The following is a 22,781-nucleotide window of genomic DNA, read 5'->3' as shown; positions in this document are numbered from 1 at the left end:
CGGCAAGGTCAGCGCCGCCAGGGGCCCAGTCTCAGGGTCAAGGCGTTGAAGAGACCGTAGGTCGCCATAGCCCCGGCCACGAGCATGAACACCGTGATCTCGCTGAGCGTCGTCTGCTCCAGCAAAAGGGCTCCGCCAGCCAGCAGAACCGCAAGCCGCATCCCCGCCCCCGCAACCGGCCAGATCAAGGAATTCATCGCCTGGCTTGCGAAATAAAGACACAGCCCCAGCCCGAAAAATGTATAGGCCGGCCCGACAATACGCAGGTAGAGCGCAGTCGTTGCCGCAATGTCCGCATTGTCCGTGAAGAGCCCGCTCCACAGCCATGGCATGATAGCCAGAACAGTCCCTATCAGGCCGACAAACAAGGCGGCAAACCCGCTCCCGATCCAGCTCACGCGCAGGGCCCGCGCGCGCAACCCAGCACCGACGCAAACGCCCCCGATGGCAATGCTGGCGCTACCGAAAGCAAAAATGATCGGAATGAGGATCAGCTCAAGGCGGACCCCAATGCCATATCCGGCGAGGGACTGCGGGCCGATCCGCGCCATATAGCCGGTCACGATCATCGCCATCGCGATCGTCAGTGCCGACTGCACACTGGCGAAGGCTCCCCGCCGGCCAACGACCAGAACCTGCTGCCATCGGATGGGGCCGCCGAGTTGCACCCATTCCGGACGTTTGATGCGGAACAGATATGTCGCGAGATAGAGACACCCGGCACCGTAGCCGATCAGGATCGAAAGCGGGGCCCCTTTGATCCCGAGCGAAGGAACTGGGCCTGCGCCTGTGACCAGGAGCGACGCGGCAATGCAATGCACGAGCACAATGACACCAAGCCCCAGGGACGGACGCAGCATATCGCCGCTGCCGCGCATCAGACTGGCCAGCATATTGAACAGCCAGACAAGAACGATGCCGGGAAACAGTACGGCCGCATAATCGAGTGCAATCTGCAGGATAGCCCCCTCACCGCCGAGAACGCGAAACAGCGCCGGCCCGAAGAGCCAAACCACCACAGCACTGAAAAGCCCGCCCAATGCGGCGAGGATGAGAGCGGTCCGGACCAGAGCACCCGCAGCGTCACGGTCCTTCGCACCAAGGGCCCGCGCGGTGGCCGCGACCACTGCTCCGCCCATGGCACCGGCCGAAAACATCACGGAAAGCACAAACAGCGGAAACACCAATGCGACGCCTGCAAGGGTCAGCGAGCCAAGTCTGCCGACGAACCAGCCATCCGCCACGAAGAGAACGGACTGCAGCAGGCTTCCGAGCAACCCCGGAGCGGCCAGTCGCAGGATCTTGCTTGCGATCGGCCCGTCCAGAAACGGGTGCGCCGGTGAACCGGCCATATCTGTCTTGGCTGTCATCAAAAGGGTTTTTCCGCTATCGAGGATAGAGTTCCGAGTGCCCTGCCGGTGCTCCATTTCCAATCCGGGCCGTTCATGGAAATCCTGATCGACATCATCCTGCCGGTCTTCGGCACTGTCTTCATCGCATACTTCGCGGTCCGTCTAAGGCTGTTCCCGGAATCGGCAATCGACGGTCTTTCCAAGTTCGTTTTCAATTTTGCCATTCCGCCGATGCTGTTCCACACCATGTCGCGGCAAACCCTGCCGGACCCGATAGAGTGGGAGTTCCTGATCTCTTTCTTCGGTGCCGGATATGCGGTCTGGATGCTCGGCATGCTCGTGTCATTGTGGTGGTTCCGCCGGGACTTCGCTCATGCTTCGTTGGCAGGGATGACTGGCGCCTTCGGAAATACAGTTCTGCTCGGCATCCCATTGATTTTGACCACTTTCGGCGATGCCGGGACTCTACCGGTCTTTCTGATCATCGCGTTCCATTCCTGGCAATGGTTTGCGGTGGTCACGATCCTTGTGGAAGGTGGCCGCGGGCAAAAGGGTACGATGATAGGAATTCCCTGGATCATCTTGAAAAGCCTGTCAAAAAACCCGATTCTGATCGGCCTGATGCTGGGCCTCGCATGGAACATATTTGCGCTGCCACTGCCGCAGCCCGTTGTCGACATTACCGGGTTCCTCGGCCGAGCCGCATTGCCCTGCGCGGTCTTCGCCATGGGCGCATCGCTTGCCAGATACAGGATTTCCGGGGCGATCTGGGAAGCTCTTGCCGGCAGCGTCCTGAAACTGGTCGCCTTTCCCGCCATCACCTATGTGATCGCAACCCATGTCTTTGTCATGGACCCGCTCTGGCGCGACATCGCAGTAATCATGGCCGCGCTGCCGGTCGGGGTGAACGTCTATCTGTTCGCTGACCGCTACGATGCGGGCGCCCCTGCCGCCGCGACATCGATGCTGATCTCCACCTTCCTGTCTTTTGGCACCATTGGTCTGCTTCTGCATTTCCTCGGCGTTCGGTAGCCCCATATCATGACTGGTCGGAAGAACCGGGAAAGGCGGAACAGGCGATGAAACTCTCCAGACGGAACTTGCTCAGAGCCATGGGCGCGACGGGCATTGCGAGTGCAGTTGCTGGTCTGCCAGCATCTGCTGCCATCACACCGAAGGCTCGCCTGGAAGCACGGCCCGGAACAGCGCGCCTGGCACCGGCGGAGTACGAGCCCACACCGATCTGGGGATATGACGGCGGTGTGCCCGGCCCGACGATCCGTGTCCGGCAGGGCGAACGGGTCGACCGTGAGTTTCTCAACAATCTGCCGCAAGCCTCCACAATCCACTGGCATGGCATCAGGATCGACAATGCCATGGACGGCGTTCCGGAACTGACCCAGGCCGCCGTCCCTCCGGGCGGAACTTTCGACTACGGCTTCACCCTGCCGGATGCCGGCACCTACTGGTATCACCCGCACAACCGGACCTGGGAGCAGCTCGCGCGCGGTCTCTACGGCGCCCTGATCGTCGAAGAACCCGAAGCGCCCGACGTGGACCGGGACGAAGTCCTGCTGATTGACGACTGGCGACTGACCGAAACGGCGCAGATCGCAGAGAACTTCGGCGCCATGCACGACTGGTCCCATGGCGGCCGGATCGGCAACTGGATCACGGTCAATGGCGACGGTTACTGGACGTCCGACGCCCGCCAGAATCACCGGATACGCCTTCGCCTCGTCAATCCTTCGAATGCGCGGATTTTCAATCTCAGCCTGAAGGGACTCTCCGGCTGGGTCGTCGCACTGGACGGTCAGCCGCTTTCGACGCCTCAGCCAGCGGAAACGCTTGTGCTCGCTCCGGCGCAACGTGTCGATCTTATTGTCGACGTCACGGCAGATGCTGGCACTGAAGCCTCCCTCGTCTCTCACGAACGCGGCGGCAGTTATGCCGTTGCCGTCTTTCGAGTTGGCAAAGCCGAGGCGGAGCGGCGGACTGAAGGCCCCGGACCTCTCCCGGCAAACCCCGTGCCCGAAACGGGTCCGCTTCAGAATGCCCGAGCGGTCGATCTGGTGATGGATGGCGGCGCCATGGGCGGAATGCGTAGCGCGGTGCTGAATGGGACGGATACCGACATCCGCACGCTCGTCAACCAGGGCAAGGCCTGGGCTTTCAACGGGCAGGCAGAGATGACGGATACGCCCCTGCTATCGGCCAGGACCGGAGAGACCGTGCGCATTCGCATGGACAACCGGTCCCGCTGGCCCCACGCCATGCATCTGCATGGCCATCATTTCAGGCAGGTACTTCAGGAAGAGCGTATGGGGCCGCTGCGGGACACACTTCTGGTGCAATCTAGTGAGACCGCAGAAATTGCCTTCGTCGCCGACAATCCCGGCGACTGGCTGCTGCATTGCCATATGGTCGAACATGCTGCAGCCGGCATGATGACCTGGTTGAAAGTCAGCGGATAAATTCACCGCTCAAATCACCGAGATCCTGCCGTCATGACTGTTCCTCGACGTATTGCGGCGTTAGTGTTCGCGATGATCTAAGGCGGAATAGCCAATCGGGAGGAATGCATGTCTGTCGCGGAAGAATTAGAGGCCGATCTTGTCTTGCGCGAGGACCGGGACGGTATCGCCCGGCTAACCCTGAACAGACCGAAAGCCTATAACGCGCTCTCGCTCGGCCTGATGGCGGCGCTCCAGAACGAACTGGAAGAAATCGCCTCCAACCGGGCCATAAAAGCCGTGGTGCTCGAAGGGTCCGGCAAGGGGTTCTGCGCCGGACACGATCTCCGTGAGATGCGTTCCCGCACTGACGAGACCTTCCATCAGACGGTTTTCGCCGCCTGCTCGAAGCTGATGCTGACCGTGACGAACCTGCCGCAGCCGGTCATTGCCAAGGTACACGGCATCGCGACTGCCGCTGGCTGTCAGCTCGTTGCCACAGCCGATCTGGCCATCGCGACCGAGAGCACGCGGTTCGGGACCCCCGGCGTCAATATCGGTCTGTTCTGCTCCACCCCCATGGTCGCCGTCTCCCGCGCCATTCCGCGCAAGCAGGTTATGGAGATGCTGCTGACCGGCGAGATGATCGATGCCCGGACCGCTGTTACCCATGGCCTGATCAATCGCGCGGTTGCGGAGACCGAGCTCGAAGACGCGGTACAGGAGATGGCCGGCAAGATTGCCTCGAAATCGCCGCTGGTGCTTAAGACCGGCAAGAAAGCCTTCTACCGGCAGCTCGAAATGACGCTCGCAGATGCCTACGCCTATACCAGCCAGGTAATGGTAGACAACATGCAGGCCCGCGATGCGGCCGAAGGGATCGACGCCTTCATCGAAAAACGCGATCCGGAATGGACGGGAGAATAAAGATGGCCGAGAGCGAAGCAGCCCGCCGGATCGATCACGAGAATTATCCGGACGGCTACATCAAGGAGATCCTCTCCTCCGTCCGCACCATTGCCGTTGTCGGAGCCAGCCAGAAATGGACCCGGCCGAGCTACTTCATGGCGAAATACCTGCAGGGCAAAGGCTACCGGATCGTTCCGGTAAATCCCGGTCTCACCGGCCAGGAAATCCTTGGAGAGCAGGTCTATTCTTCGCTGAAGGACATCCCCTTCAAGATTGATATGGTTGATATTTTCCGTAATTCGGAAGCCGCCGGGCCGATCGCGGAGGAAGCCGTCGAGATCGGCGCCGACGTGGTCTGGATGCAGCTCGGCGTGCGTAATGACGAAGGTGCGGAGAAGGCCGAGAAGGCCGGACTCAAGGTCGTGATGAATCGCTGCCCGAAGATCGAGTTCTCCCGGCTCTACGGTGAGCTTTCCTGGCATGGTTTCGATAGCAATGTGATTTCCTCGAAACGCCGCGCCGTAGGCACCCCGGGTGCCGAGGAAGCAGCCAATCCGGCTGCGGCACCTCGGCAAAGGGCCGGGTTCGAGACCCGTGCCATCCATGCCGGCGCCGCGCCTGACCCGACGACGGGGGCCCGCTCGACACCGATCTACCAGACCACGGCTTATGTGTTCGAGGACGCGGACCACGCCGCCTCGCTTTTCAACCTGCAGACATTCGGCAATATCTATTCGCGCCTTTCGAACCCGACGACAGCGGTATTGGAAGAACGGATCGCCAGCCTCGAAGGCGGCCGGGGCACGACCTGCACGGCGTCTGGCCATTCGGCGCAGATGCTCGCCCTCTTCCCGCTGATGCAACCGGGGGACAGGCTGGTCGCGTCAACCCGGCTCTATGGTGGATCGATCACCCAGTTCGGCAAGACTTTCAAGAAGTTCGGCTGGGACTGCGAATTCGTCGACATGGACGATCTGGACGCGGTGCGCGCCGCTGTCGCCAACTCGTCCTGCAAGGCGCTGTTCGCGGAATCCCTCGCCAATCCGGGTGGTGTGATCAGCGACATCGCGGCACTGGCCGATATCGCGCACGAGGCAGGTGTCCCGCTGATCATCGACAACACGATGGCCACTCCCTACCTCTGCCGGCCGTTCGAGCATGGCGCCGATCTTATCGTGCATTCGACCACCAAGTTTCTCTCCGGTCATGGCAACGCCATGGGGGGAGCGGTCGTCGATTCCGGAAAGTTCGACTGGGGCCAGAACGACAAGTTCCCATCCCTTTCCGAGCCGGAGCCCGCCTACCACGGCATTTCCTTCTGGGAGAGCTTCGGCGATCTGGCGTTCACCACCTATGGCCATGCGGTCGGATTGCGCGATCTCGGACCGACCATGGCGCCGATGAATGCATACCTCACCATCACCGGCATCGAGACGCTGCCACTACGAATGGAGCGGCATGTGTTGAACGCGGCCAAAGTCGCCGCCTACCTCGATGACCATCCGGCCGTGTCCTGGGTTTCCTATGCGGGACTTGAGAGCAGCCCCTACCACACCCTCGCGCAGAAATACCTGCCGGGCGGTGCCGGCTCTGTTTTCACATTCGGGGTCAAGGGTGGGTACGAAGCCGGCAAGCGCATTGTCGAGCGGGTCGACCTGCTCAGCCACCTCGCTAATATCGGCGACACCCGCTCCCTGATCCTGCATCCGGCCTCGACAACGCACAGACAGCTCACCGAGGAACAACGCACGGCAGCAGGCGCCGGAGATGACGTCATGCGCATCTCGGTCGGACTGGAAACAGCCGACGATATCATCATGGATCTGGATCAGGCTCTCGGAAGCGGTTAACAATACTCCCCTACTCGGGGTCACCGCTCGGCGACGCCCAAAAAGCACGTTTCGGAGCCGATGCGATGACTGTCCGTCAGCCGCCACAGAATCCGTTGCCTGATTTCGAACTGAAAAACCCCGACGCGGTATACGCACCGGAGGATCTGGTTCATCCCGAACTTCGTGCGCTCTTCTCATTCTGGCAGGCAAAAGCAGGAACACGCGCCGCGCCGACCCGGCAAGATCTGGACGTTTTCGACCTCAAACAATGGCTGCCGCACATTCAACTGGTCGATGTCGTCGAGAATTTTACCGATATCCGATACCGCGTCGTCGGCACCTGGATCGTGGAGAGGTATGGTCAGGACGATACGGGCCGGACAATAACCGAAATCGGATTGACGGATCACAATCGTGAAATCAGGGACGAATTTCTGGCCACGGCAGAAAATATGACACCCCAAAGCATCGTTCGACCATTTTATGATCAGGTGGGTGTCAAGGAGTTCTCCAGCGCCGAACGGCTGATGCTACCGCTTAGCACCGATGGCCGAACCTGCGACAAGGTCCTTTCCGCTATCTATTACCTGAGTGCCGACTGATAAGTTGCCAAAAACGCTGACGTATTTAGCGCAATATAATTTACGGGATGCAGGGTCCACACCATTACCATGCCGCATATCTGGCATGTTTCAGCCTTAAAAGCACACGCTGTAGTTGACGCGTCAACAATACTGACCAATAAGCCCCCTTCGCAGATCGGGCGGGGATAAATATCCGCGCTGCATTTCTGCGATAGGGTCGCGACGCACGAGCGGATACGGCGACCTCACCGTATCGGCGGCGTCCAATATACGTTCCGCCTGATATTTCGTTTAGCGTCCATTTTTCGAGGTTGGATTGTTGTCCCTGGATCAAAGCAACGCTGTAGTGCTGTCACCGTCGACTGAAACAGCCTGTTCAAGAATCACCGAGACCGATCAATTGGTTCGGCCGGAACTCAAAACCCTGTTCCGTTTCTGGCAGCAAAAGACCGGCGACCGCAAAGCCCCGGCAAGGACTGACTTTGACGTCCCCGAACTGCTCCCCTGGCTGCCGCACCTGATGCTTTCGGATCTGCTGCATGACGGTACCGATGTCCGGTTTCGTGTGATTGGCACCTGGGTTGTTGAACATTTCGGACGGGACGATTCCGGCAAGACGGCCTCGGAAATCAATTTCGCCGGGCGCAGCCGTGCAATTCTGAACGAATACAACGTCGTCGCCTCAGAGATGGCTCCCCATGCGGTCCGCGGGGCATTCTTCAATCACAATGGCAAAGAGGATTTTCGCAGTGCCGAGCGATTGATCCTCCCGCTCAGCAATGACGGGGAAACCTGCTCCAAGCTGCTCACCGGCATCTACTTCCTGGATATCTAGGCCCGCTCGTCGTCGAACGGCCGCCAGAACGGTGACGGATCAAGGGTGCTGAACCAGTTGCCGCCTCCATTGTTTGGCTGGTCCAGGTCACGCGATACAGGCTGCCCCAGTACATGCGCCAGCAGCAGTGCACCGACGGCGCCGTGAGAGACGATCAGCGGCGTTTCTTTCCGCTGCATCCGAGCGATGTAATCGCAGGCCGCTACAATCCGGCTCTGCTCGTCACGGGCGCGTGCCCATCCGCGAGCTGATCGGTCCGGATCGGCAAAAAACGCATCCGCGGTTCTTTCAAACTCGGCGCGCGGCAAATATCCGGTGGAAGATCGATCATTCTCGCCGAGATCGGCCTTGATTTGCACGTCCAACCCGAGATGGCCTGCAAGGATTTCGGCCGTGTCGAGGGCCTTGCGCTCCGTGCTCGACCAGATTGTTGTAACTGATGGCAGCCAAGGCTGGACAAGACCTGCCGTAATTCTCTCCCGCCCCCGATCAGACAAGCACCAGTCCGTGATGGGAATCGCCGGATCGATGACCACATCCGCATGGGTGAGGAAGTACAGAGCCTTTACTCTGCCGCTACAGCAGGGCTGACCCGTAACGAATTGAGACGATCCAGTGCCTCGTCCATTTCATCAACCATCCTGTCGATGATGTCGCCGAGCGGCTCAATGCGGTCCGCGAACACCGCTGACTGCCCCATGGAGAGCAGCCCCTTCTCGGGATCGCCCTCTTCATAGGCTTCCCGCTGCAAGGTGCCGCGCACATGCGCACGGTAGCTCTCGTAGTCATTCGTTCCGGATGCTTCGAGCTCCGCAACCGAGCGTGCTGTCTGGTTATCCATCACCCGATAGGTGTTGCGCATCGACGCGAGAACCAAACGGGAGCTGGTCTCGTCGGCTTCGATCACCCGTTTCTTCACCGCATCATGGCTCCAGATCTCGGACGCCACCAGCAAACGGGTGCCCAGAATTACGCCGTCCGCACCGAAAGAAAGCGCGCCAGCCACCTGCCGGCCATGGCCGATACCGCCTCCAATAACGACAGGGATATCGACGCGGAGTGCGGCCAGCACGCCCTGCACCATATTCCCGATCATGTTCAGCCCAGGATGGCCGCCGCATTCCATACCGACGACGGAAACCGCATCGATATCAAGCTTGGTTGCCGCAGAGACCGCATGCCGGACCGAGGCGACCTTGTGGATCACAACCGCACCGGCATCCTTCAGTTGCTTCACCAATTCCGCCGGCGGCATGGCCGCGGTCTCGAACCGGCGCACACCGGCCTGCAGGGCGAGGTCGGCATGCCCCGACAGCATCTCGTTTTCTTCCGGTCGCTGCGAGATATAGAGATTGACGCCGATGGGATTCCCGTTCGAAAGCGCGTTCGCCTTCTCCAGTTCTTCTTTCCAGCGGCCCGGATCGGGAAATGTCTTCGCCGTCATGAAGCCGATACTGCCGGCATTGGCAGCTGCGGCGACATAATTGGCGTCGGACAGCCACATCAGCCCGCCGCAGAGGATAGGGTGGCGGATGCCGAAGAGATCGGTGATCCGGGTACGGACGCTTTGCGGCCTCATCGCGCTCAATCCTTTCCGCTTGCCGAGGGAACGATCAGCGCATCGACGGCAACAGCGCCCTGACCTTCCGGAAGCACGATAAACGGATTGATATCGATGCTGTCCAGCTTGTCAGCATTCGCGGCGGCAAAGACGGAGAGCCTCGACAGCGCCTCGGCCAAAGCCGCTATATCGGCTGGCGGAGCGCCGCGCACACCTTCCAGAACCTTGTAACCCTTGATCTCACGGATCATTCGGTACGCCTCCTCGACCGAGAACGGTGCCAGCCGGAAGCTGACATCCTTCAGCACCTCGACAAGAATCCCGCCGAGCCCAAACATAACCGCCGGGCCGAGTACCGGGTCGAGTTGTACTCCGACAACCGTCTCCACCCCGCCCGAGACCATCTCGCAGACAATCACGCCGTCAATCGCAGCATCGGGGCGCTTTTCCGCTGCCCGCGCCATCAGGGTGTCGAAGCCATCCCGAACGGCGTCGGCACCTTCAAGTCCGACCAGCACACCGCCGATCTCCGTCTTGTGTGCGATATCCGGCGAGGCAATCTTCAGCACGACCTTACCGCCGAACGTCGCCGCTTCCTTGGCGGCCGCGTCCGCCGAGGTCACCAACACCTCCCGCACCACGGGAATACCGGCGGAGGCTAGGATACGTTTCGCCTCGTGTTCTGCTGTCGGCTGGTCCGGCACGGTTTCCGCTCCGGCCGGAAGCTCCGGCAGCGCACTGTCTTTCGCCGCAAAGGCCCGGCCGAAATACATCAGGCCGTTCGCCGCAGTGATCGCCGGCACCGGATCGTCGAACATCGGGTAACCGTTGTTCTCATAAAAACGCGTGTTCTCTTCGTTCGCGAGGATCGAGAAGAACAGATGCTTGTCCGGGCGGCTCTCCCGCAGCGGCTTCAGGGTCTCGATAATGTCCTGGGCAATTTCCGGGCGCGCCGCGACGGCGGTGAAGAACGAGATGACGACGTCGTAATCACCCTCTTCCATCATGATTTTCAGGCATGCGGCAATCGCGTCACGCTGATTGAAGACCTGCCCCGTCACATCCACGGGATTGCGCGGCGCGGCGAAAGGCAGAAGCTCCAACATCTTCTTCTGACCGGCCTCGGAGAATTCCGAGACATCGAGGCCGAGCGCCGAGGCGCTGTCCGCCATCTGCACGCCGAGACCGCCGGAAATGGTGATAAAGCCGATCTTGTTGCCGTCCGGGAAATGCCCCTGCTGGCAACCATAGGCGACTTCGAGCATCTCGTTCGCATCATCAGCGCGATAGACGCCATATTGCTTGAACATACCGTCGATGACGGCATCGGTTCCGGCCAGTGCCGCCGTGTGCGAGGCCGCCGCTGCCGCACCGATATCGCTGCGCCCGACCTTGACCATGACGATCGGCTTGCGCAGATCACGCGCTTTCTTGAAGGCCGCCCGTAGTCCCTCCCCGTCGCGAATGCCTTCGGCATAAGACATCACCACCTTCACCTCGGGATCGTCGAGCAGGTAGGAGATGCATTCGGAAAGCTCGATATCGGATTCGTTGCCGGTGGTGATCCAGCGCCCAACCTTGAGACCGCGCTTTCGGGCCAGATTGTAGATATGGCCGCCATAAGCGCCACTCTGGCTGGCAATGGCGATGGGACCCGGCTCCGGCGGGTCGACCTGCGGAGAGGAAGAGAAGGTCCCCATCCATCCACTCGACGCATTGAAAGCACCGAGGCAGTTAGGACCAAGCACGCGGATACCGGTGCGTTGGGAGATTTCCGTCAGGCGCGCCTGCATGGCTTCGCCTTCTGCGCCAAGTTCGGAGAATCCGGAGCTGAAGACGATGCAGGCTCCGACACCCTTCGCCGCGCAAGCCTCGATCGTCTCCGCTACCATCGGGGCAGGCAAGGCGACGATGGCCGTATCGACGGCTTCCGGCACATCTCCGATCGTCGGATAGGCCTTCAAACCCTGCACGGTGTCGCGCTTCGGGTTCACCGGATAGATGGCGCCTTTGTAGCCATAGCGGACCGAGTAATCGATCGGCCGGCCGCCGATCCGCATTGGATCGTCCGACGCGCCGATGACCGCGATGGATTTCGGCGCGACGAGCCGCGCCAGATTGCGTTTCCGGATATCGCTCAGATCGTTCATAGCGGTGCTGCTCCGACGGTCAGGCCGCCACAGACATAGAGCACCTGACCGGTGCAGAACCCGGCATCCTCACCGGCAAAGAATGCGACGGCGGACGCGACGTCCTCTGGCTGGCCGATCCGGCCAACCGGGATCGCTGCCTCGATGGCGTTGCGGCTGTCTGAACCAACCGGATTGCCATCCTCGAACATCTCGGTGGCGATAGGGCCCGGTGCGACACAGTTCACCGTAATCCCGTCCGGCCCGGCCTCAATGGCCCATGTCCGGGTGGCGGCGGCAATACCGCCTTTCGTCACAGCATAGGCGCTGCGCCCGTGTTTCCCGAGTGCTGCCCGCGAGCCGATATTGATCACCCGTCCGAACCCGCGCTGCCGCATGCCCGGTAGAACCGCCTGCATGCACTGGTATGGCGCCCGGACATTGACGGACATCAGTTGTTGCAGGATCTCCGGCGTCACCTCCTCGACAGTGCCCAGCGGCGCGATGCCCGCATTGTTCACCAGGACATCGATATCGAACTCATCGGTGATTGCGGCCAGCGTCTCACGCGTTGCGTCCGCGTCACTGAGATCGGCTGTCCTGAAGACACCGTCAAAGCTGCCCGTCGGCGCTGTCCGCGCCAGACCGACAACGCTATATCCACGATCTGCAAGATAGGCGGCAACGGAGCGTCCGATGCCGCGACTTGCGCCTGTAACCAAAACGGTTCTAGCGCTCATTTTCTTCCCTTCCCCCGATCCGGTAGATTTCGGTCTCATGCCGAATTGTCACCGATCTTTTCGCGGCAACCCGTTCGGATTCCGCGAGAATGTTTTTCAAGACAATGCCAGTCTCGCACCTTGTTGGCGGCACACAAGACCGCCTAGAGTTACGAAAACGAAATTGAATTTCGCAATAGCGATTAACAGGAGGAAACAGGTCCATGCAAATGCGTAGTTGGAAAGTCACCGATTTCGGGAAGCCGCTGGAAATGATCCAGCAGGAGATCCCGGAGCCGACTGGAACCGAAGTTCTCGTCAAGGTGACGCGCTGCGGGGTCTGCCACTCCGACCTGCATATCGGTGACGGCTATTTCGACCTTGGCTCGGCCGGACGATTGAACATGGGGGACCGCGGTGTGCCCCTGCCCCATGTACTCGGCCACGAGATCCTCGGCGAGGTCGTCAAGGGCGGGCCGGATGCGGGCCCGGTCCCGACCGGCGAGACCAAGCTGATCCACCCATGGATCGGCTGCGGCGAATGCTCAATCTGCAAATCGGGGCAAGAGAACCACTGCGCCAAGCCGCGTACCCTCGGCGTTTATCGGGACGGCGGCTATCAGGAGTACGTCCTGGTCCCGCACGCCATGTTCCTTGTCGATATAGGCGATGTCGATCCTTCCGAGGCAACGCCTTTTGCCTGCTCCGGCGTCACGGTTTACAGCGCGCTCCGCAAAGCGCAGCCGGTGCTCGACGACGAATGGCTGGTGATCATGGGCGCCGGCGGACTTGGCCTTGCGGCTGTCGGCATCGCCCGCGCCATGGGTTTCAAACAGATCCTGTCCTGTGACATCGATGACAAGAAGCTGGCCGCTGCGAAGGATATGGGCGCGACGGCGACCCTGAATATTTCCGGGGATGATGCTGCCAAGGCTCTGGCCGCGGCCACTGGTGGCGGACCGCGCGCCGTTGTCGATACGGTTGGTGCCAATCCAACCGCCAAGCTCGGCTACGGATCGCTCGTCAAGGGAGGCCGTTATGTCATTGTTGGCCTTTATGGCGGCGATTTCACCATCCCGCTGCCCACCCTTCCGCTTCGCGCTGCCTCGGTCATCGGCTCCTATGTTGGCAGCCTGAAGGAGCTGAAGGAGCTCATGGAACTGGTCAAGGCAGGCAAGGTAAAGCAGGTGCCGATCGAGAACCGACCGATGGATCAGGTTCAGAGGAGTCTGGATGAACTCCGCGCCGGCAAGATCGTCGGCCGCGTGGTGCTGACGAACGATTGAGTAAACTGCGCCGGGCGTTCGACGTCCCGCCCGGCGCACTATTTCTTCAAGATCTTTCTTGTTATTTATTTCAGGCAACGGATGTATTCTCTCCGTTGCACTTCATCCAGCCTGGAAAATTCCTCATGCATGTCCTTCTGCTCGGCGGCACCGGCTCTATCGGTTCCGCCATACTCGAAGAGCTGCTTTCACATCAGCATCAGGTGACAGCCTTGGCCCGCTCCGACAAAGCGGCAGAGCAGCTGCGCGCCAAAGGGGCAGAGCCACTCCCCGGCGACCTGACTAGACCAGCCGAATGGGCGTCGGCTGTCACCGGAGTCGATGCCGTCATCCAGGCTGCCGCCGCGTTCGACACCGACATGGGCGCAATCGACAAATCAGTGCTCGAAGCTATCGCCGCCGCGGCCTCCGGACGGGATGTCCCGCTCCGCGTCCTCTATACAGGCGGTTGCTGGCTCTTCGGTGAAACCGGCAATCGGGTCGCCGACGAAAGCATGCCGTTTGATCCGTTGCCAAGCTTTGCCTGGATGGCGGAGAATTGGGAATGGCTGCGCAAGGCACCGGGTATCGCCCCGATCCTGATTCACCCGGCGATGGTCTATGACGAGGCGGGCGGCGTCCTCCATCGCTATCTGGATGCGGCGTCGCAAGGCGTCTCGATAGAGATTTGGGGATCCGCGGATGTGCGCTGGCCACTCGTCCACCGAATGGATCTTGCATCCGCCTACCGGCTTGCGCTGGAAAAGGGAATTCCCGGGGAAAGCTATTGCGTTGCAGCCGAAGACGGCGTGCCAACCGGCGCGCTTGCCGATGCGATCAGAAAACGGGTCGGCTCGCTCGCGCCACACACAATCCTTCCGGTTGCCGAGGCGGTTGCTCGCCACGGCGCATGGGCTGCCGGCCCGGCGCTGCCGCAACGGATGAGCAGCAGGAAGATAAAACGGGAGCTTGGCTGGGGACCACGCCAGAACGACGCCGTCGCGCTGCTCGGCAGCCGCTCCCCGTTAGATCAGGGATCGTTCGGCCGCCAGTAACCAATCAGGATGCCCTGTCGATCCGCCCCTCCGGTTCTGGCAACGATCTCGTCGTCAGAAATGGTGACGCGGAGCCTGCGGTTTCGGAACCAGGTAAAAAGCTTCTCGTGCAACTCAGCCCGGATCGCGGCGCGGTCCGGATCGGCCCCAAGATCCGTGAACTCATCCGGATCTGACTCCAGATCAAAGAGTTGCGGGCGGAACATCTCATGCAAAACATACTTCCAGCGCTCGGTCCGCAGCATGAAACAGCGGGCGTCCATCGGGTCTAGCCCGAGGTCGGCACGGGCATCCCGACCTGAATAATCGCTTTCGGAGACTGCAAAGGACCGCCAGTCGACCTTTTCACCCTTGAGCAACGGCACCAGGGAACGGCCTTCCAGCCGATGATAGGGCACCTCTCCCCCGACAGCCTCGATGAAGGTCGGCACCAGATCGATGGCCTCGACCAACTCATACGAGACCGTGCCCCGGGTCGCGTCCGCTGCCGCACGCGGATCGCAGACGATCATCGGGATGCGCACGGACGCCTCGTGAAACAGATCTTTCTCACCGAGCCAGTGGTCACCGAGATAGTCGCCGTGGTCGGACGTGAAAACGATCATGGTGTCATCGAGCCGGCCGAGGCGCTCCAGTTGACCCATCAGGCGGCCAAAATGATCGTCGATCTGCTTGATCAACCCCATATAGGCGGGAACGATCGTTGTTCGTGCTTCCGGGCGCCGGAACAGGCTGCTGTCCTTGTGCCGCATGAAGGCCGCATAGACCGGATGTGCGTCCGTTTCCTCTCCGGCATCGCGGTGCACCGGCAGCATCTGCTCCGGTCCGTAGAGCGAGGCGTAGGGTTCGGGAACGATGTATGGCCAATGCGGTTTGATATAGGACAGATGCAGGCACCAGGGCCGGTCGCCCATCCCGGTGATGAAATCGATTGCCCGATCGGTCATGTAGGGCGTCTCGCTGTCTTCCTCGCGGACATCCGCAGCCCCGTTCGAATGTCCCCAGTACCAGCCGTCCAGGGACTCACCCGTCTCGCCGCGCACCGAATTCGCATGACTGGACCAGGGGTTTTCACCGGAATATCCCTTCTGGCGAAGGTAGTGGTTGTAAGGCAGATCCGGATCGACGCTCCGGTCCGGATGCAGGCCGTCATCCCGCTCGAACGGCTCGAAGCCGCATTCGGAGACCAACACGCCGTGTTCGGAAACAGGGTTCATGCCAAGCCGCGCCATGCCCGCTTGGTCTTCCTTCATATGCGTCTTGCCCGCCAGCGCGACCCTGAGGCCGAGCGGCCGGAGATAATCGCCAAGGGTCCACTCATCGACACGCAGTGGGTAGTTATTCCACCCCGCGCCATGGCTGAACATGTACCGGCCCGTATAGAACGACATTCGGGACGGCCCGCAGATCGGCGATTGACAGAAAGCCCGGTCGAAACGGACCCCGCGCGCCGCCAGCGCATCGATATGCGGGGTGTGAAGGTGTGGATGACCGGCGCAGGACAGATAGTCCCATCGCAACTGGTCGCACATCACGAAGAGGATATTCCGGACGGTCTTTCCGCTCATCTGGTCAGGCGTAGGAAAGCGAGGAGACGGACAGCTCGGCGGTCAGCTTCCCGCCCGCATTCAACGCGCGCATGCTGTCGATGAAGCCTGTTTTTCCCCGGTGTAGCCAGAGGCTCGCGTCTTCATCCCAGAACACCGGCCGGCGGAAGGTCGCCGCCAGCTCGAACGATACCGGAGGTCCGTCCTCAGTAAGTTTACCCATCATCCAGACCATGGTCTGCAGACCCTGCGCGAGCGGTGCGCGATAACCCAGATTGGCGGCGAAATCAGGCTCGAAATGGATCAGGTTTCCGACATCTGAAGAAAACAGCGTAACATCTTCCGGTGTCGTCTTTTTTTCGGAAACCGGCGTATATCCGCCCCGTGGATCGGACGGAGCTGATTGAGGGGCCTTTTTTGCCGCCGCAGCCCACTTTTCCTTGTCGGGAACCAATCCGATAACATCCGCAGTGAGCGCGACAGTGCCGTCTTTCAGGACAAACTCAAACTTACGGTGCAACCGGTGGCCGCGCGGCACCTCTTCATACGCCTCGATCCAGCCGCGCTGGGTGATGGTCTCGCCGATGGCAATCGGCTCCAACTGCCGGAACCGCTGTTCTGTTTGGACCAAACCATCGACCTGATGACCGGCCGCCCGCATCGCCTTGAAACAATCCTGCCCGAACAAGCCGGCCGCTGCCTGATCGCCATAGAGAACGGGATCGACACCGCAGGCCTGTAACCTGCTGTCCTGATATTCCCGCGTACGGATCACGGGTCGCTCCGGGAAGCGGAAACCAGGGTAGAATTCTTCCGTCTTGGTGCGTGGCGCAGGGGCTGCATGGACCATTTCACTCTCCCGCCAGAAAGGCACTAGAAAGATGGATAGGCTACGACTCGATCGCCGATTTTGACCACCTTGTGCTGATAATCGGGAGAGTGAGATCGTATTTCAACTGTCGCCTCCGACCGCAGCAGGAACTGCTCGGCAAACGCGCCGACACCTGGGTGAAGCGACTTTGCCAAAACGTAGGAGGGAAAAAACTCCGAGATCATCGTTATGGCGACAAGATGCGCCCCTGATTCCCTGATAAAATCACGCACACCAGCGACAACGCCGAAACCACGCGCCCGCGCCTCCGGGCTGTTGGAAAAGTCATGCCCGAGTATCAGCCCGTCAGGCTTCACCTTTGGCCAGAGGAGTCGAAGATCCTCTCGTACCGCGTCTCGCGTATGCATGGCATCCACATAGGCCCAGTCGAAGGTATGGTCTTCAAGCTCCGGAAGCACATCCTGTGAGAAGCCGCGTTGAACATGGACCACGCCGCTTTCGATGTCGGCACTGAATTTTCTCAGGACCGCCCGGTAACGCTCCTCGTTCGCCTCATCGTCAACATTGTTGGCATCCAACTGGTAGTCCTGCCGGCTTTGGTGGACCCAGGGATCCACCAAATGGAGACGGGAAGGTTTGGCCATCTCGAGAATATCAGAGGAAAACACACCTTCGGCGACACCGATCTCGATCGCCGCGCCGCCCGTTGGCAGACAGGCGAGCAGGTTTTTCCGAGTCATTTTACCGACCAGCATTGTCTTCCGACTCTCACAAAGCCCAGATTAACAAAGGCACCGAACAGATTCTCTTTTAAGCCTTTTCTTCAATCCGCGGCGGCACGAAAGAGGTCACCGGCGGCGGCGTTCCTTCGTATTTCTCGACTTCAATCAGCACTGACTGCGCGCTCGGACCCTGCCCTATACGAGACGTTCCGATGTCTCGGGTCAGCACGTTCGGATTGCCGTGCTTGCAGAGCGAGCCAACCACTCCCGGCTCTTCCGGATCATACCAGGCACCGGTCGAGAGCTGCACCACTCCCGGACGGACGGCATCGGAGATGATTACCCCAGCAAGACAGGCGCCACGGTCGTTAAAGAGCCGGACCACATCCCCGTTTTCGATCCCGCGTGCGGCAGCATCGGACGGGTGCATGCTCATCGGCTCGCGATCATTGATTTTCGAACCACGGCTGATTGCGCCGCTATCGAGCTGGCTGTGCAGACGCGTCTTCGGCTGGTTCGATATCAGATGCAACGGATAGGTCCCGGTCAAAGGTGAGCCTAGCCATTCATAGGGCTCTACCCAAGCCGGATGCCCAGGCGTGTCTTCATAGCCAAACCCCGCGATGGTCTCCGAGAAAAGCTCGATCTTGCCGCTCGGAGTGGTCAGCGGATTGGCCTCCGGGTCTTCACGGAACTTCCGCAGCAGAACAGCAGGCTCTTTCGGCTGCAGCACCTCCATGGCGCCTATCTCACGGAAGGTCTCAAGATCGGGGAGCTCGAAATCGGCTTCCGCCGCACGCTGCCGTGCCTGATCCCAGAGATGGCGCAGCCACGCTTCCTCGTCCCGGCCCTCGGTGAAAGTATCGGCAACACCTATCCGTTCCGCGAGCCCGGTGAAAACATCATAGTCATGCCGGGAATCACCAACCGGTTCGATCGCCTTCTGCATGGCGACGATAGTCTGCTCCCAGTGCGTCATGGAGAGATCGTTGCGTTCCAGAGCCGTGGTTGTCGGGAACACGAAATCCGCATGCCGCGCCAGGGCGGTCCACCAGATTTCATTCACAAACACTGTGTCCGGGCGGCGAATTGCCTGCACGAGACGGTTCAGGTCCTGGTGATGATGGAACGGGTTCCCGCCCGCCCAATAGACAGCCTTGATGTCCGGATAAGTGTGCGTTCCGCCATCGAACTCGAAGCTGCCGCCGGGATTGAGCAGCATGTCGGAGATCCGCGCGACCGGGATAAACTTGTCGACAGGATTGCGGCCCTGAGGCAGCGCCGGCCATTTGAACATTTCAACCGGATTGCCGATGCCATTTTCCGAGCCGTAACCGAGCCCGAAGCCGCCTCCCGGCAACCCAATCTGCCCGAGCATGGCAGCGAGCAGGATGGCCAACCAGTAAGGCTGCTCGCCATGATCCGCGCGCTGCAGGCTCCAGGCCACCATGATCATGGTCCGGCCACCGGCCATGCGTCTGGCAAGCGTTCTCAGGGTTTCGGCCGGAACCTCGGAGATCCCTTCCGCCCACTCAGGCGTCTTCGGCTGGCCGTCAGTCTTGCCCAGCAGATAAGGCAGGAACTTGTCGAAGCCAACGCAGTAGTCTTCCAGGAAACCTTCGTCGTGCAGGCCTTCGGTATAGAGCGTGTGGGCCAGCGCCAGCATGATCGCCGCATCCGTATTCGGGCGCGGGGCGATCCATTCGGGCTCGACCATTTCGATCACGTCGTTCCGGATCGGGCTGATATTGACGAACTCGACCCCCATCTCGTAGGCGGTTTTCAGCCCTTCGAACACGGTATGCCGACCGACGCCGCCGGACGTCACCTGGCCGTTCTTTACCGGCACGCCGCCAAACATCACCACCAGTTCGCTTGTCTCGGCGATCACCGGCCAGGTCGTATGTTCGTCGAGCAGATACTTAAAGTGACCTACGACGTGCGGCGTGATCGCCTGCCCCGCCGCATAGCTGTATGTCCCTTCATGGCGCACATAGCCGCCCATGCAGTTCAGGAACCGGTGCACCTGGCTTTGCGCATGATGGAACCGGCCTGAGCTTGACCAGCCGTAGGAACCGCCAAATATCGCCTCGTTGCCGTGCGTCTCCGCGATCCGCTTCAGCTCAGCCCCCGCCATGTCGAGCGCCTCGTCCCACGGCACGGCGACATAGGGGTCGCTGCCCCGTCCTTCGCGCGAGGCCGGGCCGTTCTCCAGCCAGCCTTTGCGGATCATAGGGCGGCGCACACGGACCTCATCGTCAATCGCATCGACGATGCCAGGGCCAATGATGGCCGGGGCCGGGTCTTTCTCGTAATCGTGTACGGCGACGAGCTTGCCGTTCTCGACTTCGGCAAAATAGGTACCCCAATGGGCGGATGTCGGTATCAGGCGGCGGTCGGTCTTGAGCGACATGATCAATTCCCGGTTTCTAGTCGCGACGACTATGTGACAGGCGCTGCACCAAGACAATGGACTGCTTGGCAATATGGACATCGTGGAATGGGACCGGTTCCGAATAACCGGCCCCCCGCGCATGGACAGTTACGGCGGCGGCAGGCCATGATGTTGCAAATCAAATAAATGGGCAGGAAACAGATGAGCGGCGATTGGAGCGCTAACGCGCACAGCCTCTTCAAGGAACATGGAATTAAGCAGGTCGCTTATGTTCCGGATGCCGGCCTCAGCGGCATTATCAAAGCCAGCCTTGCAGACAACGACATCCAGACAGTCCCGCTAACGACCGAGGAAGAAGGCATCGCGGTTGCCGCAGGTGCCTGGCTCGGCGGCCAGAAATGCGCCGTCATGATGCAAAGCAGCGGTGTCGGCAATACGATCAACATGATCGCATCCCTGACCACAACCTGCGCCTTCCCGCTTTTCATGATCGTCACCATGCGCGGCGACTACGGGGAGTCAAATCCCTGGCAAATGCCCATGGGACGTGCGGTCGAGCCAGTGCTCGAAGCGGTCGGTGTGCGCTGCCTGCGCGCCGATACAGCCGAGGATGCCGCGGATGCCATTCAAGCGGGACTGATGATGTCTTTCCATGGTGGCGAAGCTGTCGCCGTTCTGATCGGCCAGAAACTGATCGGTGCGAAAGCCTTCTCGGCGCCAGCGGCGCAAGATGCGGCAGGAGATTGAATTATGAGCAAGAACAAACTCTTCCGCCGCGACGTTGTGACGAAATTGATGGCCGTACGTGGCGATGCCCTGTGTATCAGCGGTCTCGGCTCCCCGACATGGGACCTTGCGGCGATCGATCACCGCCCGGAGAATTTTTACATCTGGGGCGGCATGGGCGGCGCGGCACCGACCGGGCTCGGACTTGCCCTGGCACAACCGGATCGCACCGTGTGGGTGCTCACGGGAGACGGCGAACAGCTTATGGGCGTCGGCAGCTTCTCGACCATTGCCCTGCAACAGCCAAAAAACATGGCCGTCATCGTGCTCGACAATGAGCATTACGGCGAGACAGGCATGCAGGCCGCACCGACCGGGCGCGGCACAGACCTCGCCGCCATGGCAGCCGGCGCCGGCATCGGCAACACAATGACGATCCGGAATGAAGCAGAACTGGATGAACTGGTCGCAGTGTTGAAAAAAGGTCAGTTCCCGCTCGTTGCCGTGATCAAGATCGATGTGGCAACCGGTGAGACCATCATGCCGCCACGCGACGGGAAGTTCGTGAAGAACACCTTCCGCAGTGCCGTACTCGGCCCGGACAAGGCATTGCACCCGAACTGACGGCGCACGCCGACATGACACACCCCACAGAGACCCAACCGTCACCGCCTCTCCGCGACACGGTGACGGTTGTCTTCTTCATGATCTGGGTCCAGCTGATCGGCTCGATGGCCTCGCTGTGGCTGCCGGCAATCGCGCCGGAGGCTGCTGCAGCGCTCGGCGTCGATGCTTCGCTCATCGGCCTGCAGGTCGTCGTGGTCTATATCGGCGGGATGGTCACGAGCCTGCTTGCCGGAGGTCTGGTGGCACGGCTCGGTGCCTGGCGGGTTTCCCAGGTCAGCCTTTGTCTCTTCGCCCTTGCTCATCTGGTGATTGCCAGCGGTGTGCTGTCCCTGATGGCGCTCGGCTCCTTCATCATCGGGTTCGGTTACGGCCTGATCAATCCGCCGGCAGCCCATCTGATGTCGAAGATTGTCACGCCGAAGAATCGCAATCTCGTCTTCTCCATCCGGTTTACCGGCGTACCGCTCGGCGGGATTGCAGCCAGCACCTTCGCCCCTGCCATTGCCCTGGCGCTGGATTGGCAGACCAGCATGCTGGTGACCATCCTAGCCGCACTCACGATGGCGCTCGTCATGGAGTTCTTCCGAAAGCGCTGGGACAGTGACCGTTCCCGCACAGCCCCACTCATCCGGTCCCCACTTGCCGACATCAAAGCCGCCTGGAAATTGCCAGCTATCCGCTGGCTTTGCTTTACCGGGCTGTTTCTGGCCGCGATCCAACTTTCCCTGAATGCGTTCGCCGTCACCTTTCTGGTTGAGGAAACCGGCTATACGCTCGTCGCAGCAGGCCTCGCGCTGACTGCTGTGCAGGTTGCCGGCGTCATCGGCCGTATTGCCTGGGGAGTTCTTGCGGATCGTATCCGGAGCGGATTCGCCGCGCTCATCATCAATGCGCTGCTAACGGGATTGTCCGCTTTGGCAACGGTTTTCATCGCACCGGATTGGCCCGTTGGCCTTGTTTATGCGCTGTTTTTTGTCTTCGGGTTTACGGCCATGGGCTGGAACGGAGTGTTCGCGTCTGCCGTCGTTCAGCACAGCCCCGACGGGAAAGCCGGAAACATGACAGGCGCCGCGCTGTTCTTCACTTTTTCAGGGGTAATTGTCGGGCCGGCGATTTTCACACTCGGCTACCAGTTGCTGGGCACCTACAGCGGCAGCTTCTTGGTCACCGCTATACTGGCTGTTGCCGGAGCAGGCACAATCGCACTGGCTGCTCGGGGCGCCAGAACAAGTTTGTAA

The 22,781-nt window shown here is 60.6% G+C and carries 20 protein-coding genes; 11 read left to right on the top strand and 9 right to left on the bottom strand.

Translation table 11 applies throughout. From position 1 onward, the window contains the following. Positions 1-8 precede the first annotated feature (8 nt). The gene (locus IG629_RS04110; protein WP_193170707.1) at positions 9-1,370 is read right to left on the bottom strand and encodes an MATE family efflux transporter; all 1,362 of its coding nucleotides are present in this window, start codon (positions 1,368-1,370) and stop codon (positions 9-11) included. A gap of 75 nt (positions 1,371-1,445) precedes the next feature. Between IG629_RS04110 and IG629_RS04105 the strand changes: the two genes are divergently transcribed. The 6 genes from IG629_RS04105 (at position 1,446) to IG629_RS04080 (ending at position 7,965) form a co-directional block, all read left to right on the top strand. Then, positions 1,446-2,384: an AEC family transporter gene (locus tag IG629_RS04105; protein ID WP_193170706.1), complete on the top strand. Its 939-nt coding sequence runs from the start codon at positions 1,446-1,448 to the stop codon at positions 2,382-2,384. Positions 2,385-2,431: 47 nt separating this feature from the next. Next, complete coding sequence (locus IG629_RS04100; RefSeq protein WP_193170705.1) at positions 2,432-3,826, top strand: multicopper oxidase family protein; 1,395 nt, start codon at positions 2,432-2,434, stop codon at positions 3,824-3,826. Between the two features lie 108 nt (positions 3,827-3,934). Continuing rightward, positions 3,935-4,732: an enoyl-CoA hydratase gene (locus IG629_RS04095; protein ID WP_193170704.1), complete on the top strand. Its 798-nt coding sequence runs from the start codon at positions 3,935-3,937 to the stop codon at positions 4,730-4,732. Between the two features lie 2 nt (positions 4,733-4,734). Next, complete coding sequence (locus tag IG629_RS04090; protein WP_193170703.1) at positions 4,735-6,564, top strand: O-acetylhomoserine aminocarboxypropyltransferase; 1,830 nt, start codon at positions 4,735-4,737, stop codon at positions 6,562-6,564. Positions 6,565-6,629: 65 nt separating this feature from the next. After that, complete coding sequence (locus tag IG629_RS04085; RefSeq protein ID WP_193170702.1) at positions 6,630-7,148, top strand: PAS domain-containing protein; 519 nt, start codon at positions 6,630-6,632, stop codon at positions 7,146-7,148. A gap of 301 nt (positions 7,149-7,449) precedes the next feature. Beyond that, entirely contained in the window at positions 7,450-7,965 is a 516-nt protein-coding gene (locus tag IG629_RS04080) for a PAS domain-containing protein (RefSeq protein ID WP_193170701.1), read from the top strand. Here IG629_RS04080 and IG629_RS04075 read toward each other — a convergent pair. The 4 genes from IG629_RS04075 to IG629_RS04060 form a co-directional block, all read right to left on the bottom strand. Continuing rightward, the gene (locus IG629_RS04075) at positions 7,962-8,462 is read right to left on the bottom strand and encodes a histidine phosphatase family protein (protein ID WP_226886430.1); all 501 of its coding nucleotides are present in this window, start codon (positions 8,460-8,462) and stop codon (positions 7,962-7,964) included. The genes IG629_RS04080 and IG629_RS04075 overlap by 4 nt on opposite strands. A gap of 68 nt (positions 8,463-8,530) precedes the next feature. Then, positions 8,531-9,544 (bottom strand): NAD(P)H-dependent flavin oxidoreductase, encoded by a 1,014-nt coding sequence (locus IG629_RS04070; RefSeq protein WP_193170700.1) that lies wholly within the window; start codon positions 9,542-9,544, stop codon positions 8,531-8,533. A gap of 5 nt (positions 9,545-9,549) precedes the next feature. After that, positions 9,550-11,676: an acetate--CoA ligase family protein gene (locus IG629_RS04065; protein ID WP_193170699.1), complete on the bottom strand. Its 2,127-nt coding sequence runs from the start codon at positions 11,674-11,676 to the stop codon at positions 9,550-9,552. Beyond that, positions 11,673-12,395 carry an SDR family oxidoreductase gene (locus IG629_RS04060; protein WP_028464986.1) on the bottom strand — a complete coding sequence of 241 codons (723 nt, stop codon included), beginning with the start codon at positions 12,393-12,395 and terminating at the stop codon, positions 11,673-11,675. The genes IG629_RS04065 and IG629_RS04060 overlap by 4 nt, the downstream gene beginning before the upstream one ends. 203 nt (positions 12,396-12,598) lie before the next feature. On the opposite strand from IG629_RS04060, the gene IG629_RS04055 reads away from it, so the two are divergent. Beyond that, complete coding sequence (locus tag IG629_RS04055; protein WP_226886429.1) at positions 12,599-13,660, top strand: alcohol dehydrogenase; 1,062 nt, start codon at positions 12,599-12,601, stop codon at positions 13,658-13,660. Between the two features lie 125 nt (positions 13,661-13,785). Continuing rightward, on the top strand, positions 13,786-14,694 hold the full coding sequence (locus IG629_RS04050; RefSeq protein ID WP_193170698.1) for an NAD-dependent epimerase/dehydratase family protein: 909 nt from the start codon (positions 13,786-13,788) through the stop codon (positions 14,692-14,694). On the opposite strand, the gene IG629_RS04045 is transcribed toward IG629_RS04050, so the two are convergent. From IG629_RS04045 to IG629_RS04030, 4 genes are read right to left on the bottom strand one after another with little or no spacing between them, the layout of a single operon-like run. After that, positions 14,670-16,262: an alkaline phosphatase family protein gene (locus tag IG629_RS04045; RefSeq protein WP_193170697.1), complete on the bottom strand. Its 1,593-nt coding sequence runs from the start codon at positions 16,260-16,262 to the stop codon at positions 14,670-14,672. The genes IG629_RS04050 and IG629_RS04045 overlap by 25 nt on opposite strands. Before the next feature lie 4 nt (positions 16,263-16,266). Further along, a complete protein-coding gene (locus IG629_RS04040) occupies positions 16,267-17,091 on the bottom strand; it encodes a MaoC family dehydratase (protein WP_193170696.1) in 825 nt (274 codons plus the stop codon). Positions 17,092-17,114: 23 nt separating this feature from the next. Then, positions 17,115-17,828 (bottom strand): class I SAM-dependent methyltransferase, encoded by a 714-nt coding sequence (locus tag IG629_RS04035; protein WP_193170695.1) that lies wholly within the window; start codon positions 17,826-17,828, stop codon positions 17,115-17,117. Positions 17,829-17,883: 55 nt separating this feature from the next. Then, complete coding sequence (locus IG629_RS04030; RefSeq protein ID WP_193170694.1) at positions 17,884-20,208, bottom strand: molybdopterin guanine dinucleotide-containing S/N-oxide reductase; 2,325 nt, start codon at positions 20,206-20,208, stop codon at positions 17,884-17,886. Between the two features lie 183 nt (positions 20,209-20,391). Here IG629_RS04030 and IG629_RS04025 point away from each other — a divergent pair, with 183 nt between their 5' ends. From IG629_RS04025 to IG629_RS04015, 3 genes are read left to right on the top strand one after another with little or no spacing between them, the layout of a single operon-like run. After that, positions 20,392-20,937, top strand: a complete 546-nt coding sequence (locus tag IG629_RS04025) for a thiamine pyrophosphate-binding protein (protein ID WP_028464981.1) — start codon at positions 20,392-20,394, stop codon at positions 20,935-20,937. Positions 20,938-20,940: 3 nt separating this feature from the next. Further along, complete coding sequence (locus tag IG629_RS04020; RefSeq protein ID WP_193170693.1) at positions 20,941-21,540, top strand: thiamine pyrophosphate-dependent enzyme; 600 nt, start codon at positions 20,941-20,943, stop codon at positions 21,538-21,540. A 14-nt stretch (positions 21,541-21,554) separates the two neighbouring features. Then, positions 21,555-22,781, top strand: a complete 1,227-nt coding sequence (locus IG629_RS04015; protein WP_193170692.1) for an MFS transporter — start codon at positions 21,555-21,557, stop codon at positions 22,779-22,781.

It is taken from the genome of Nisaea nitritireducens, assembly GCF_014904795.1.
Lineage (GTDB): Bacteria > Pseudomonadota > Alphaproteobacteria > Thalassobaculales > Thalassobaculaceae > Nisaea > Nisaea nitritireducens.
This window is presented reverse-complemented; position numbering and strand designations above follow the sequence as displayed.

Coding starts and splice junctions, on each gene's coding strand:
- IG629_RS04105 (WP_193170706.1), top strand. CDS start 1,446: ATGGAAATCCTGATCGACATCATCCTGCCGGTCTTCGGCACTGTCTTC.
- IG629_RS04085 (WP_193170702.1), top strand. CDS start 6,630: ATGACTGTCCGTCAGCCGCCACAGAATCCGTTGCCTGATTTCGAACTG.
- IG629_RS04030 (WP_193170694.1), bottom strand. CDS start 20,208: ATGTCGCTCAAGACCGACCGCCGCCTGATACCGACATCCGCCCATTGG.
- IG629_RS04055 (WP_226886429.1), top strand. CDS start 12,599: ATGCAAATGCGTAGTTGGAAAGTCACCGATTTCGGGAAGCCGCTGGAA.
- IG629_RS04090 (WP_193170703.1), top strand. CDS start 4,735: ATGGCCGAGAGCGAAGCAGCCCGCCGGATCGATCACGAGAATTATCCG.
- IG629_RS04035 (WP_193170695.1), bottom strand. CDS start 17,828: ATGCTGGTCGGTAAAATGACTCGGAAAAACCTGCTCGCCTGTCTGCCA.
- IG629_RS04100 (WP_193170705.1), top strand. CDS start 2,432: ATGAAACTCTCCAGACGGAACTTGCTCAGAGCCATGGGCGCGACGGGC.
- IG629_RS04060 (WP_028464986.1), bottom strand. CDS start 12,395: ATGAGCGCTAGAACCGTTTTGGTTACAGGCGCAAGTCGCGGCATCGGA.
- IG629_RS04110 (WP_193170707.1), bottom strand. CDS start 1,370: ATGACAGCCAAGACAGATATGGCCGGTTCACCGGCGCACCCGTTTCTG.
- IG629_RS04020 (WP_193170693.1), top strand. CDS start 20,941: ATGAGCAAGAACAAACTCTTCCGCCGCGACGTTGTGACGAAATTGATG.
- IG629_RS04045 (WP_193170697.1), bottom strand. CDS start 16,262: ATGAGCGGAAAGACCGTCCGGAATATCCTCTTCGTGATGTGCGACCAG.
- IG629_RS04095 (WP_193170704.1), top strand. CDS start 3,935: ATGTCTGTCGCGGAAGAATTAGAGGCCGATCTTGTCTTGCGCGAGGAC.
- IG629_RS04050 (WP_193170698.1), top strand. CDS start 13,786: ATGCATGTCCTTCTGCTCGGCGGCACCGGCTCTATCGGTTCCGCCATA.
- IG629_RS04025 (WP_028464981.1), top strand. CDS start 20,392: ATGAGCGGCGATTGGAGCGCTAACGCGCACAGCCTCTTCAAGGAACAT.
- IG629_RS04065 (WP_193170699.1), bottom strand. CDS start 11,676: ATGAACGATCTGAGCGATATCCGGAAACGCAATCTGGCGCGGCTCGTC.
- IG629_RS04015 (WP_193170692.1), top strand. CDS start 21,555: ATGACACACCCCACAGAGACCCAACCGTCACCGCCTCTCCGCGACACG.
- IG629_RS04040 (WP_193170696.1), bottom strand. CDS start 17,091: ATGGTCCATGCAGCCCCTGCGCCACGCACCAAGACGGAAGAATTCTAC.
- IG629_RS04070 (WP_193170700.1), bottom strand. CDS start 9,544: ATGAGGCCGCAAAGCGTCCGTACCCGGATCACCGATCTCTTCGGCATC.